The following is a 13,046-nucleotide window of genomic DNA, read 5'->3' as shown; positions in this document are numbered from 1 at the left end:
CCAAGGGCTTGTTGGCAAAACACGGCATCGTGATCTGCATGACATTTTAAAGCTGTCTGTCACGTCCCGCAAAACGTACGCGCCACTCTTTCCTCAACAGTCGGCGGCACCCTTAAATCTGCTGTTGCATCCGCTTCATCAAACGGCTTTTGCAGCGCCCCTGTCAGCCGTTCAAAATACGAATAATCATCATAAATGGCTGCGGCAATCGCCTCTTCAATGCGGTGATTGCGCGGAATGAGCGCCGGGTTGGTGGCGTGCATGACAGCTTCGATGTGAGCAGGGTCACGACCAGTTCCAAGGCGGGCTTGCCAGCGGGGCAGCCATTGCGCAAGCTCATCCGGCAAAAGGTTTAGCGAGGTCGAGCTTTCTCCACCCACAACATGGCCAAGTCTGCGGAAGGTCACGGTAAAATCGGCCTCCGACTGATGCATCAGACCCAAAAAATCATTGATCAGCGCCAGATCGTCGTCATCCTCGCCTTCGATTCCGAATTTTGCACGGAAATTGTTCAGCCAATGGCGCTGAAAGCTCTCACCAAAGCGCACCAGGGCAGCATTGGCATCTTCCACCGCCTTCTCTTCGCCACCCTCAAACAGTGGCAGCAGGCATTCGGCAAGCCGTGCCATGTTCCATTGGCCAATGCCAGGTTGGTTGGCGTAGGCATAGCGACCGCGCTGATCGATGGAAGAGAATTTCTTTTTCGGGTCGTATTCATCCAAAAAGGCGCAAGGGCCAAAATCGATGGTTTCTCCCGACACCGTCACGTTATCGGTGTTCATCACTCCATGGATAAAGCCCACCGCCATCCAGCGCGCAATCAGCGCGCTTTGCGCATCCACAATGGCATGCAGCAGCGCCAGATAGGGGTTTTCCACCCCGTTCAACTCTGGATAATGCCGCGCAATCACATAATCGGCCAATGTGCGCAGGCCATCGGTATCGCCACGGGCTGCGAAAAATTGAAATGTCCCAACCCGGATATGGCTTGCCGCGACGCGGGTAAACACCGCGCCCGGCAAGGGTGTTTCGCGTCGCACCGCCTGCCCGGTAGCAACCGCCGCCAAGGCGCGGGTGGTGGGAATGCCAAGGGCGTGCATGGCTTCGGAGACAATATATTCGCGCAGCACCGGACCAAGGGCCGCGCGGCCATCGCCGTTGCGCGAAAAGGGTGTCGGGCCTGCACCTTTCAGCTGAATATCGCGCCGCTTGCCGGTTCGATCCACCACTTCGCCCAGCAAAATTGCCCGGCCATCGCCCAATTGCGGGTTAAATCCGCCAAATTGATGCCCGGCATAGGCCATGGCCAGTGGGCTTGCGCCCTCAGGCAGCGTGTTGCCAGAGAAAATCGCCGCCAGCAGATCGTCATCCTCGGCATCCAGCGTGATGCCCAATTCCTCGGCCAGCGCTGCATTATAGCGGATCAGTTTTGGCTTTGCTGCTGGTGCTGGCAAAACAGATGCATGAAAATGCGACGGCAGGCGAGCATAGGAATTATCAAAGGGCAACATCATCAATCTCCGGAAGCATTCTTCTTATGTGGGGTTTTTATGGCTTTACGCAAGAACAACCATCACCCCCGGTAAATTCCGCATGGACAGGCGAAAAGCCCTTAACGTAAACTGATCCCTGACATAAGAAAGAAACCGGCGGGACCGAATCCCGGACGCCAGGTTGACCAATTTGAGGGACTTATCATGTTCAAACGTTTATCAATTTCTGCCGCATTTTTTGCAGCGGCCACAGCGCCTGCTTTTGCCCACCTGAACCCCGCCGAGCATGGCTCAGTCATGGCAGGTCTTTCCCATCCACTCACCGGCCCTGACCATATCATGGCCATGGTGGCGGTTGGCCTGTGGGCCTCGCAGCAGGGCGGCAAGGCGCTTTATGCCGTGCCTGCCGCTTTTGTTGGCACCATGGCTGTTGGCTTTTTGCTGGCGCTGGCAGGCTTCCATCTGCCTTTTGTTGAGCCTGCCATTCTGGCCTCTGTCATGGGGCTTGGCCTGCTGGTGGCCATGGCTGTTCGCATTCCGGCTGCGGGTGCATCTGCCGTTGTGGCGCTGTTTGCGCTGTTTCACGGCTATGCCCATGGCACCGAGATGGCCGGTGCAGGCGCGCTGGAATTTGGCCTTGGTTTTATGATTGCAACGGCATTTTTGCACGCTGTGGGCATTGGCCTTGGAGTTGCGCTCAATCGCTTCGGCCCGAAGGTCACACGGCTGCTGGGCGTTGCAACCGCTGTGGGCGGTGCCGCTTTGATGCTGGGCTGATAAAATCATCCATTAAAAGAAGAACGGCGGGCGAAATCCCGCCGTTTTTTTTATGGATGCCGCACGAGATTACACATTTGTAATTCAAAATGGCATGGAAGCGCCATGATTGCGGCTCTACATCATGGCTATAAACAGTCCTTGGAGAATGGACCATGTCACCGGAAGAACGCCAATTACTGACCCAATTGTTTGATCGCCTTGCCCAAGCTGGCTCAAACCCGCGTGACAGCGAGGCCGAAAGCTTGATTGCCGCTGAGCTGCAACGCCAGCCCCACGCCGCCTATTACATGGCGCAAGCCGTGATTATTCAGGAAAAAGGGCTTGAGGCCGCAACCGCGAAAATCCGCGACCTTGAAGCCCATATACAAGAGCTGGAAAGCCATATCGGCCAAGCCAACACGCCTGCCCAGCAAGGCAGCTTTCTTGGCGGTCTCAGCTCTATTTTTGGCGGCGGCAACACAACCCCTCAACCCGCCAGCGGCCCTTGGGGCAGAAGCCCGCAAGCCGCCCCGTCGCAAGGCCGCCTCTACGACAATTATGCGCAAAACACCGGCTACCCCCAAACAAGCGCACCACAAGCAAGCGGATTTCAGCAGCAGGCTGCCCCATCTGCCGGTGGTGGCTTCTTGCGCGGCGCACTCACCACCGCCGCAGGTGTGGCTGGCGGCGTGCTGATGGCCGATGCGGTGCGCGACATTTTTACCACCCATGGCGGTGGCTTTGGCAATATGCTGGGCATGGGCGGCGGAATGGCTGGCATGGGTGCTGCCCCTGTTGAAGAAACCATCATCAACAACAACACCTACAACATCACCGAACCAAACAATGATGCTGGCAACAGCTTTAACGACAATAGCGACAACGGTTATCAGCAGGCGGACTATGACAATAATGACGACGGCGGCTACGATGACAGTGGCGATTTCGGCGGCGACGACAGCATGAACGCCTGACCAGATATGGCATACAAAGAAAGAGCGCCGAATGGATCGGCGCTCTTTTGCGTTTTATACCAAGGCTCGAAGATGCTGACGCATCCTCGCCTTGAAAGAGTTTCGAATATCTCAAATGCATCAATGGCCTGAGATATTCGAAAGTGGAATACGAAGAGTCGTTTTCAACGACTCTTCGTATTACCCACGTCCGCGATAGGTCGGAACCCCTTGGTCTGGCAGCCAAACACCTTTTGGCGCTTCGCCGGTCTGCCAGAACACATCAATCGGAATACCGCCGCGCGGATACCAATAGGCACCAATGCGCAGCCATTTCGGATTCAAAAGGTCCACCAGCCGCTTGGCGATATAGACCGAGCAATCCTCGTGAAACGCACCGTGGTTACGGAACGAGAACAGGAAGAGTTTCAGGGATTTCGACTCCACCAGAAACTCGCCCGGAATATAATCAATCACAATATGGGCAAAATCCGGCTGGCCGGTCATCGGGCACAGCGAGGTAAACTCCGGTGCGGTAAAGCGCACCACATAATCGGTTCCGGCATTGCCATTGGGCACACGCTCCAGCACAGCCGTTTCCGGGCTGGTGGGGGCCTCTACCTGCTGGCCCAGCTGCGACAGGCCGGAAACATCGGTCTTGCTCATACACTTACTCCTTCAACCTTCACGTCCACGCCATGGGCCACTTCATCTTCCGGCTCCACGTGGATTGTTACGCGCGCGCCGGGCTGTGCAGTCTTTATCGCAGCTTCCAGCCGGTCGCAAATTTCATGGGCTTCACACACGGTCATATCGGCCGGAACCACCAGATCAAAACCGACAAAGGTGGCAGCCCCTGCCCGGCGTGTGCGCAGATAATGCGCACCCAGCGACCCCGCAGCATTATCGGCAATGGCTTTTTTGATCGCGGCTTCCTCGTTTGGCTCAACGGCTTTGTCCATCAGGCCGTCCACCGAATGGGTGATGACTTTAAAGCCCTGATAAATGATATTACAGGCCACCAGAATGGCAATGATCGGGTCCAGAATGGCGTACCCCGTAAACACCACCAACACCAAAGCCACCAACACACCCACCGATGTGACCACATCCGACATGATATGCTGGCCATCCGCCGTCAAGGCTGGCGAGCGATGACGCTTGCCCACCCGGATCAAAATGGTGGCCCAAACCGCATTGATCACGCCAGCCACGAAATTGATGGCAAGGCCCAGCGCTGGCGCATCCAGCATGGCAGGCGCTTCCAAGGCCGCAATCGCTTCCTTCATGATCAGCACGGCGGCCACCACAATCAGCACGCCTTCAATAACCGCCGAAATATATTCGGCCTTGTGGTGACCATAAGGGTGGTCATCATCGGCAGGCTTTTGCGCATAGCCAATCACAAAATAGGCAATGCAGGCAGCAACCACATTGACGGTGGATTCCAACCCGTCGGACAACAGCGCGACCGAGCCCGTAACCCACCAGGCCAGCATTTTGAGGCCAAGCACGCCGATGGCCAGCGGAATACCCCAAAAGGCCAGGGTCTTTACCAATGGATTGCTGTCAGACATGATTGACCTCATTGCATTTGCGAACCAATTGCAGAAACTGGCCCCTTAAGACGGCAAAACCGCCCAAGCCTGACAAGGCCGGACGGTTTCATGATGCGCGTGGTATCGTTCAAAATTACTAACGTGTCAAACCAAAGCGACACATAATCCCAAGCGTTGTTAATGAATGGTAGATTTTACTAATTTACTGAATTTCGATGTGATGTCGGAAATATAATCGCCATCTTGATCAGGTCGATGTAATGCCCGTCAATCAGCACGGCATCCCGCGCCACGCCTTCACGCTCAAAGCCAACCTTCTCATAAAGACGAGCCGCGCGGGTATTATCCGCATGAACATCCAGCTCAACCCGATGCAGCCCCATGTTGCGCGCCGCATCCAGTGTGGTTGTGATCAAGCGCAATCCTAATCCCTGTTCGCGATACCCATCAATAATGCCCATGCCCAACACGGCACGGTGGGAACTTGTCTCGCGATCAAATCTGCGAATATCACACCAACCAACAACTTTGCCACCATCCAGGGCAACGAATTGGCTGCCATTCTCAATCATATCGAGCACAAACGTCCGCAACCGCTCAAGCGGCGGCGCTTCCAAAAAGCTCAAATACCGACGCTCACGCGACACACGATCGAGAGCTTCCCAGAAGCTCTCGATATATTCAGGCCGCATGGGCTCAATGGTGATCTCGCTCACGCCGCCTTCACCTTTGCCCGCTTTGCCAGCTTTTCCACCACGTTTTCAATCATCCGCATACCGGCATCACCGCCGAGTGTCATGATCGATTCCGGGTGGAATTGCACGGCGGCCACCGGCTCTTTTGTGTGCTCAATGCCCATGATGGTGCCATCTTCGCTCTCAGCGGTGATGATGAAATCACGGTTCAAAGTTGCGGGATCGGCAAAGATCGAGTGGTAGCGGCCCACGGTCACTTCCTTGTTGAGACCCGCGAACACGGTGCCTGCTTCCAGCACGCGAATGCGCGATGGCTTGCCATGCATCGGCACCGCCAATTGGCGAAGCTGGCCGCCATAGGCTTCCGCCAAGGCTTGCAGGCCAAGGCAAACGCCGAAGATCGGCAGATTGCGGTCTCGCGCTTTCTTGATGGTGGCCTTGCAATCGAAATCCGATGGCGAGCCGGGACCGGGTGACAGCACCACCAGATCCGGGTTCATGCGGTCAAACACTTCATCGGCCACCGGCGAGCGCACGGTGCTGACAGTGGCACCCGTCTGGCGGAAATAATTGGCCAGCGTGTGCACAAAGCTGTCTTCGTGATCGACCAGCAGGATTTTCACCCCCTGCCCGACGCTTGCCACATCGCGCTTGGCTTTGGCGTTGTGGCCGGTCTTTGCATCCAAAATCGCAGAAATCATCGCCGATGCCTTCAATTCGGTTTCCGCTTCTTCATCTTCGGGCACGCTGTCATTGAGCAACGTCGCCCCTGCCCGCACCTCAGCAATTCCATCCTTGATGCGCACGGTGCGCAGCGTCAGCCCCGTGTTCATATCACCATTGAAGCCAACCATGCCCACGGCTCCACCATACCAGGCGCGCGCGCTCTTTTCATGGTTTTCAATAAAGCGCATGGCCCACAGCTTTGGCGCACCCGTCACTGTCACAGCCCACGCATGGCTGAGGAAGCCGTCAAAGGCGTCCATATCGTCGCGCAAACGGCCTTCAATATGGTCCACGGTGTGGATCAGGCGCGAATACATCTCAATCTGACGACGGCCAATGACCTTGACCGAGCCCGGCTCGCAGACGCGGGATTTGTCATTGCGGTCCACATCCGAGCACATGGTCAGCTCAGATTCTTCCTTTTTGGAATTGAGCAGCTTGAGAATCTGTTCACTATCGGCAATCGGGTCATCGCCGCGCTTGATGGTGCCGGAAATCGGGCAGGTTTCAATGCGCCGCCCATTGACGCGCACGAACATTTCTGGCGAGGCCCCGACCAGATATTCCTGATGGCCGAGATTGATGAAGAAAGAATAGGGCGACGGGTTGATCTGTTTCAGCCGCTTGGAAATTTCGGAAGGCTTGCTGTCGCAGCGCTCCATGAATTTCTGGCCCGGCACCACTTCAAACAGGTCGCCCTTGCGGAAGCTTTCCTTGGCTTTCACCACCAATTGCGCATATTCGCCGGGGTTGTGGTCACAGCGCGGCGGAATACGATCGGTTTTCTCGAAAGGCTCCGGTGCGATGTCCTGCGCCTTGCCTTCCGTGGTCAGGCCGTCTTTCTCGAAATCGTAGCGGTCAATCCATGCCTTGGCCGAATAGTGATCCACCACCAGAATTTCATCGGGCAAAAACAGCACCATATCGCGCTGATCCGCTGGGCGTTCCAGTTTCATGTCGATGGCATCAAACTGGAAGGTCAGGTCATAGCCAAATGCCCCGAACAGGCCAATGCTGCTATCCACCGTCGAATAAAACAGATCGGTAATGGCGCGCAAAACGGTAAAGACCGTGGGAGCCTTGGAGCGCTCTTCCTCGGTAAAGGCCCGATCGGGCTGGTTGACAGTCAGATCCAGCCGCGTTGCGGTGGAGGCACCCAAAGTGAGATCAGCAATGGTCGCAAGCTTGGCAGCGATGAAAGACAAAAGCACTTCGCCACGGCCATTATAAGCCTCGATCCAGACGGTGCGGCCCCGGCAGGAAACGCCCAAAGGCGGATCAACAATGGCAGTATCCCAGCGGGTATAGCGGCCGGGATATTCATAATTGGAGGAAAACACAGCACCTCGGCGCTCATCGAGCTTGTCAACATAGCTCGACACCGCATCAGCGTAAGGGGTGGCGCGGCGCTGCCGTGTTACCCGAATACCGCCGCGGGTCTGGTAGGTTTCACCCTCGTCATTTTGAACAACGCTTACCATCTTGCAGTCTCTCCTCAATCAAGACCCGGCTTGAGGGGCTTGAACACAAAAAAGCCGCCTCAGGATTTCCGGGCGGCTTTGTGGTCAATCGTCTTTAGACATGACAGGTCAAGGCCGCGTTTAGCGAACCCACCACCAAGCATTCATGGACAAAGCGATCTTCATGGCAAATTCATAGCCTGAGCAGAACCAATGTGCAAGAGCGCATTTAACAAGACAAGAGGCGTAACGCGCACCCGCCAGAGATGAAATCTGAGGGATGTAAAAATTAGATGTTTCAATTTTAGCATTTACGTAAGCAATTTCAGATAGAGAAAAATTGAAATACTGACTGGAGAGATATATGAGCCTGAACATCTCCCGAAGCCTGATTGTGTTTGGCCTGCTCGTCGCCATCGGATTTGGCGTTGCGTTAGGGGGCTTTCTCTATACTTTTGAGCGCTTGCGTATCAATGGGCCAGAATATCGAGATCTGACCATCAGCGATGCGTTCAGAGCCGACATTATGCCGCCACCGCTTTTTGTGATGGAGCCTTATCTGGTTGCCAATGAGACCTTGGCAGGAGGATTGGACACCGGCAAAAGCATTGGGCGAATTTTGAAGCTCCGGCAGCAATATGGGGCGGCGATGAAACGTTGGTCCAACTCCGCCCTGCCGCAACCGATTCTCGATCAACTCAACACCAAGGTCAAACCAGCCTCTGATGCTTTCTGGCAGGAAATCAATGACGGCTACCTGCCTGCCCTTAAAGCTGGCAACAAGATCATGTTGTCCAAAAGCCTGAAAAAGCTGGGCACCCATTTTGAAAATGAACGCGCGGCCATCGCAACGCTTCTGCCGTTGATCGACAAACTCTCTGTTGCACGAGAGGAAGAGGCGCGCCGAAACGTCAAGATGCTGACCATTTTCATTGGGGTCATATCCGCCCTGGCCTTCGCTTTGCTTGCAGCGGGTCTCTATGTTTTCCGCTTGCGGGCAATCGTGCCTCTGACAAAATTCGGCGACTACATGCGCAACCTCGCCGCAGGCGATCTTGAAACTGGTGTTCCCTATCTGAACCGTAAAGACGAAATTGGCGACATGGCATCTGCCGTGGCCGTTTTCCGTCAGGCCGGACGTGACAAGCGCACCATGGAGGAAGACGCGCGAAAACAGCAGCTTCAGATTGACGCTGAACGCACGGCAAGGCTGCAAGCGCAGGAACAGGAAGCACACAATCTGCAAAAGGTTATTTCCGAGCTTGGTGCAGGTCTCGACCGGTTGTCAAAATTCAACATCCGCATGACATTGGACCAGCCATTTTCTCCCGAATTCGAAGTCCTGCGCCATGATTTCAACAAGTCTCTTGCGGTGTTTCAGGAAACCATGAGCAAAGTTCTGGAAAAGGCGCGAGAGATTCAAGGCAATTCTGACAACCTGAAAGAATCCTCGGACAACCTTGCCAAACGAACCGAACAGCAAGCCGCCACGCTTGAGCAAACCGCCGCTGCCCTGCAACAGGTCACCAGCAATGTCTCCACAGCGGCGACCCGCACCAGCCAGACCCGCGACAAGGCACGGACCGCAAAAGCCAATGTCGAAAAATCGGCAACGGTGGTCAAAAGCGCGGTGGATGCCATGCATCGGATTGAAGAAGCCTCAAGCCGCATTGGCAATATTACCAATGTTATTGACCAGATTGCCTTTCAAACCAATTTGCTGGCGCTCAACGCCGGGGTCGAAGCGGCACGCGCAGGCGAGGCAGGCAAAGGCTTTGCAGTTGTCGCCCAGGAAGTGCGCGATCTGGCGCAACGCTCTGCTGCGGCTGCCAAGGAAATCAGCACATTGATCGCCCAGTCCGGGGCTGAAGTCTCTGTCGGCGTCGATCTGGTCAACAACACAGGCGAGGCACTTGCGCAGATTGAATACAATATTTCCGGCATTGCTGATGATATTGAATCCATTGCTCAATCCGCACAGGAGCAAGCCTCGGGCCTCAGTGAAATCAACATTGCCGTCAACCAGATGGACCAGTTGACCCAGCAAAACGCAGCCATGGTTGAAGAGACCTCAGCGGCCACCCACTCTCTGGCATCAGAGACCTCTGAACTGGTGCGTCTGGTGGGGCAATTCGTGTTCAACCGTCGCTCGCGCGTCCGCGACAGACCGGAAGACGCTGATAAGACGCGGTCCCTGCACGGAAGCCCGGCCCACACCAGCGCGAATGCGGCGTGAGATCAAAACATCTCGCCCGAAAGGCAACCAATTGGTAGGTCGTGCGTTACAGACCCATTGTAGACAATGGAACTGGGCGTATGAACCGCACAATCACGACGATGGCTTTGAGCGTTTTCCTGTTGACGGGGGCCGCATTGCCGCCAACAGGCCCCGTACCTGATCAGCGTCCCGAAGAAAACAAGAGTGGTGGTGCAGCAACGCAAGCCAACGACAAGCCTGACAAGCCTGAGAAGCCTGAGAAGCCTTCGACGGCCCCCAATGGCCCTGAGCAAAGCAAGACCACCCCTTCGTCCGAGCAGCCACCCATTCCGCCCGTCGCTCCCACCCCCTTGCCGTCACCAGCCGAAAGCCCTGTCAATGGCAAGCAACCGGAACAGACACCATCAGAGCCAGCCGAAGCGCCGCCACCACCCATCATGACGGAAGATCCTGCCGCCTATAGCCAATGCCTCAAGGATCTGACGGCGGCGGGCGTGACCTTTGTTGAAAAGCCCCGAATTGACGATGGTGATGGCTGTGGCATCGATAAGCCGGTGGAAGTCAGCAGTATCTTGCCCGGTGTCGCACTGTCTCCCAAAGCCACATTGAGATGTGAGGCGGCGCTTGAACTGTCCAAATGGGTGCAAACGTCGGTGCTTCCCGCCGCAGAACAGGCCCTGCAGGACAAAGGCAAGCTCACCTCGGTCAATCAGGCATCGAGCTATATATGCCGTAAACGCAACAGCAAAACCACGGGCAAGATTTCTGAACATGCGCGCGGCAACGCCATTGATATTGCCTCGCTAGGCTTTGAAAAAGGCACAGTGGATATGACCATTGCCGAAGAGAAAAATCCGACCATGAGTGGTGCCTTTCAGCGCACGCTCAATGCCTCAGCCTGCCTGTATTTCACCACCGTTCTGGCCCCCGGCAGCGACGAGACCCACATGGATCACATGCATCTGGACCTGATCAGGCGCAACAATGATGCCCGTTATTGCCGGGATCCAAAGGAGTGAAATAAGCGGCATACCTGCCGCCCATCTCGCTCATGCCTTTTCAATCAACACAGAGGGCTTAAAACAGCCCTTCAATCATGCCATCCTGGCGAAGCCGAATGCTTTCAGCCGCAGGCGCGCGCGGCAGCCCGGGCATGGTCATGATATCTCCGGTCACAGCCACAACAAAACCGGCACCGGCCGAAAGGCGCACCTCGCGCACATGCACCGTATGATTTTCAGGCGCACCGAGCAAAGTGGGATCGGTGGAGAAAGAATATTGCGTTTTGGCAATGCAAACCGGCAAAGCGCCATAGCCCATGGCCTCAAATTGCGCCAATTGCTCGCCAGCAAGACGATCCACCGTGACAGATGATGCGCGATAAATGCCCTTGGCCACCGCCTCGATCTTCTCCAGCAACGGCATGTCATCAGGATAGAGCGGTTGGAAATCAGCCACGCCACTGTCGGCAAGGGTTGCCACTTTCTGCGCCAGCTCCTCAATGCCGGCGCCACCTTCGGCCCAGTGACGGCACAGGATGGCCTCGACACCCAGCTCTTTGGCAAAGGCCTGCACAGCAGCAACCTCTTGCGCCGTATCACTGGTGAAATGATTGATGGCCACAATCACCGGCACACCAAACTTGCGAATATTCTCGACATGGCGACCCAGATTGACGGCTCCCCTTACCACAGCGGCCACATCCTCCTGCCCAAGATCACTCTTGGCCACACCGCCGTTCATTTTCAGCGCCCGCACGGTGGCAACAACCACAGCCGCTGCGGGTTTCAGACCCGCTTTGCGACATTTGATATTGAAGAACTTTTCAGCGCCAAGATCGGCACCAAAGCCCGCTTCTGTCACCACATAATCGGACAGCTTCAAGGCCGCCTTGGTGGCAACAACCGAGTTGCAGCCATGGGCAATATTGGCAAAAGGCCCGCCATGCACCAAGGCCGGATTGTTCTCCAGCGTCTGCACCAAATTTGGCTGCATCGCATCTTTCAAAAGCACGGCCATGGCACCATCGGCCTTGATATCGCGAGCAAACACCGGACTTTTATCGCGACGATAGCCAACAACGATGCCGCCGAGGCGCAGTTCAAGATCCGCCGGGTCGCTGGCCAGACACAAGATGGCCATGACTTCGGAGGCGACAGTAATATCAAAACCGGTTTCGCGCGGAAAACCGTTGCGCGCACCGCCGAGCGCACCCACCACCTGTCGCAAGGCGCGGTCATTCATATCCACCACACGCCGCCATGTCACACGGCGTGTATCAATATCCTCGTCATTGCCCCAATAGATATGATTATCAATCATCGCGGCCAGCAGATTGTGCGCTGAGGTGATGGCGTGGAAATCGCCGGTGAAATGCAAATTAATATCTTCCATTGGCACAACTTGCGCGTGGCCACCGCCTGCCGCCCCGCCCTTGATGCCAAAGCATGGCCCCAGCGATGGCTCGCGCACGCACACAAGGGCGCGTCGGCCAATGCGGTTGAGGCCATCAACCAGACCCACTGTGGTTGTGGTCTTGCCCTCGCCCGCTGGCGTTGGATTGATGGCCGTGACCAAAATCAAACGACCATCGGGCCGGTCTTTGAGTGAAGCAAGAAAAGAGGCGCTGATCTTTGCTTTGTCGTGACCATAGGGAACGAGGTCTTCATAACCGATACCAAGCTTTGTGCCAATTTCCTGGATCGGCAACTTGCTGGCCGCTCTGGCGATTTCAATATCTGACATCCGCATTCTACCTTTTGTTTGCCATTGCCACCACCGAGAACGATACGCAAACCGTCATCTCCTGCCAGACGGTTCAAGCGACCCCTCACGCATCATAAAGCACGCTCGGCGCTATAATAGACGCGCACCCCTTCAACAACCATCTATCGAGAGAAAAACTGCCAGAACACAAGGTTTCAAGCCCAAAAGCTGTGAGCATGAACGGATAAACGACCCCACATAATGCACCCTTGAAAATGTGGGGTATTAACAAAAAGTCTTATTTTATCTGGCTATGTCATTTGATAAGAAAGCGAGATGTATAAAACGCGCTTTCAAAAACAGCCGTCTTTGGCTCGTTTGTTTGAAAAACCGCAAAATGCTTGCCTATGTGATTGATTTCAGTTTTATGTCGACATCTCATCATTAACTAAATAAGTACACCAAAAAATGATTTAC

At 55.3% G+C, this 13,046-nt stretch carries 10 protein-coding genes; 4 read left to right on the top strand and 6 right to left on the bottom strand.

Annotated elements, in window-relative coordinates; translation table 11 throughout:
• Positions 1-59 precede the first annotated feature (59 nt).
• The gene (locus E6C51_RS01140) at positions 60-1,511 is read right to left on the bottom strand and encodes a protein adenylyltransferase SelO (protein WP_190235067.1); all 1,452 of its coding nucleotides are present in this window, start codon (positions 1,509-1,511) and stop codon (positions 60-62) included.
• Between the two features lie 186 nt (positions 1,512-1,697).
• Between E6C51_RS01140 and E6C51_RS01135 the strand changes: the two genes are divergently transcribed.
• Positions 1,698-2,270 carry a HupE/UreJ family protein gene (locus E6C51_RS01135; protein ID WP_146933211.1) on the top strand — a complete coding sequence of 191 codons (573 nt, stop codon included), beginning with the start codon at positions 1,698-1,700 and terminating at the stop codon, positions 2,268-2,270.
• Positions 2,271-2,425: 155 nt separating this feature from the next.
• Complete coding sequence (locus E6C51_RS01130) at positions 2,426-3,226, top strand: DUF2076 domain-containing protein (RefSeq protein ID WP_190234747.1); 801 nt, start codon at positions 2,426-2,428, stop codon at positions 3,224-3,226.
• Between the two features lie 180 nt (positions 3,227-3,406).
• On the opposite strand, the gene queF is transcribed toward E6C51_RS01130, so the two are convergent.
• From queF to E6C51_RS01110, 4 genes are all read right to left on the bottom strand, one after another.
• Entirely contained in the window at positions 3,407-3,871 is a 465-nt protein-coding gene (queF, locus tag E6C51_RS01125) for a preQ(1) synthase (protein ID WP_190234746.1), read from the bottom strand.
• Positions 3,868-4,782, bottom strand: a complete 915-nt coding sequence (locus E6C51_RS01120; protein WP_146933205.1) for a cation diffusion facilitator family transporter — start codon at positions 4,780-4,782, stop codon at positions 3,868-3,870. The genes queF and E6C51_RS01120 overlap by 4 nt, the downstream gene beginning before the upstream one ends.
• Before the next feature lie 179 nt (positions 4,783-4,961).
• The gene (locus tag E6C51_RS01115; RefSeq protein WP_330999735.1) at positions 4,962-5,480 is read right to left on the bottom strand and encodes a GNAT family N-acetyltransferase; all 519 of its coding nucleotides are present in this window, start codon (positions 5,478-5,480) and stop codon (positions 4,962-4,964) included.
• Positions 5,477-7,666: an anthranilate synthase gene (locus E6C51_RS01110; protein ID WP_190234745.1), complete on the bottom strand. Its 2,190-nt coding sequence runs from the start codon at positions 7,664-7,666 to the stop codon at positions 5,477-5,479. The genes E6C51_RS01115 and E6C51_RS01110 overlap by 4 nt, the downstream gene beginning before the upstream one ends.
• A 343-nt stretch (positions 7,667-8,009) precedes the next feature.
• On the opposite strand from E6C51_RS01110, the gene E6C51_RS01105 reads away from it, so the two are divergent.
• Together E6C51_RS01105 and E6C51_RS01100 are read left to right on the top strand one after the other, a co-directional pair.
• On the top strand, positions 8,010-9,881 hold the full coding sequence (locus E6C51_RS01105; protein WP_190234744.1) for a methyl-accepting chemotaxis protein: 1,872 nt from the start codon (positions 8,010-8,012) through the stop codon (positions 9,879-9,881).
• 80 nt (positions 9,882-9,961) lie between these two features.
• Positions 9,962-10,882: an extensin-like domain-containing protein gene (locus E6C51_RS01100; protein ID WP_190234743.1), complete on the top strand. Its 921-nt coding sequence runs from the start codon at positions 9,962-9,964 to the stop codon at positions 10,880-10,882.
• A 58-nt stretch (positions 10,883-10,940) separates the two neighbouring features.
• Here E6C51_RS01100 and E6C51_RS01095 read toward each other — a convergent pair whose 3' ends face one another.
• Positions 10,941-12,608 (bottom strand): formate--tetrahydrofolate ligase, encoded by a 1,668-nt coding sequence (locus tag E6C51_RS01095; protein WP_190234742.1) that lies wholly within the window; start codon positions 12,606-12,608, stop codon positions 10,941-10,943.
• Positions 12,609-13,046: the final 438 nt, after the last annotated feature.

Origin of the sequence: Gillisella terrae (assembly GCF_004801395.1) — a bacterium.
Lineage (GTDB): Bacteria > Pseudomonadota > Alphaproteobacteria > Rhizobiales > Rhizobiaceae > Allorhizobium > Allorhizobium terrae.
Note: the sequence above shows the minus strand (reverse complement) of the source record. Positions and strands in the feature narration are given on the sequence as shown.

What these genes read in the sequence shown, in the direction of transcription:
- E6C51_RS01120 (WP_146933205.1), bottom strand. Translation starts at nt 4,782, where the DNA reads ATGTCTGACAGCAATCCATTGGTAAAGACCCTGGCCTTTTGGGGTATT.
- E6C51_RS01135 (WP_146933211.1), top strand. Translation starts at nt 1,698, where the DNA reads ATGTTCAAACGTTTATCAATTTCTGCCGCATTTTTTGCAGCGGCCACA.
- E6C51_RS01095 (WP_190234742.1), bottom strand. Translation starts at nt 12,608, where the DNA reads ATGTCAGATATTGAAATCGCCAGAGCGGCCAGCAAGTTGCCGATCCAG.
- E6C51_RS01110 (WP_190234745.1), bottom strand. Translation starts at nt 7,666, where the DNA reads ATGGTAAGCGTTGTTCAAAATGACGAGGGTGAAACCTACCAGACCCGC.
- E6C51_RS01100 (WP_190234743.1), top strand. Translation starts at nt 9,962, where the DNA reads ATGAACCGCACAATCACGACGATGGCTTTGAGCGTTTTCCTGTTGACG.
- E6C51_RS01105 (WP_190234744.1), top strand. Translation starts at nt 8,010, where the DNA reads ATGAGCCTGAACATCTCCCGAAGCCTGATTGTGTTTGGCCTGCTCGTC.
- E6C51_RS01130 (WP_190234747.1), top strand. Translation starts at nt 2,426, where the DNA reads ATGTCACCGGAAGAACGCCAATTACTGACCCAATTGTTTGATCGCCTT.
- queF (WP_190234746.1), bottom strand. Translation starts at nt 3,871, where the DNA reads ATGAGCAAGACCGATGTTTCCGGCCTGTCGCAGCTGGGCCAGCAGGTA.
- E6C51_RS01140 (WP_190235067.1), bottom strand. Translation starts at nt 1,511, where the DNA reads ATGTTGCCCTTTGATAATTCCTATGCTCGCCTGCCGTCGCATTTTCAT.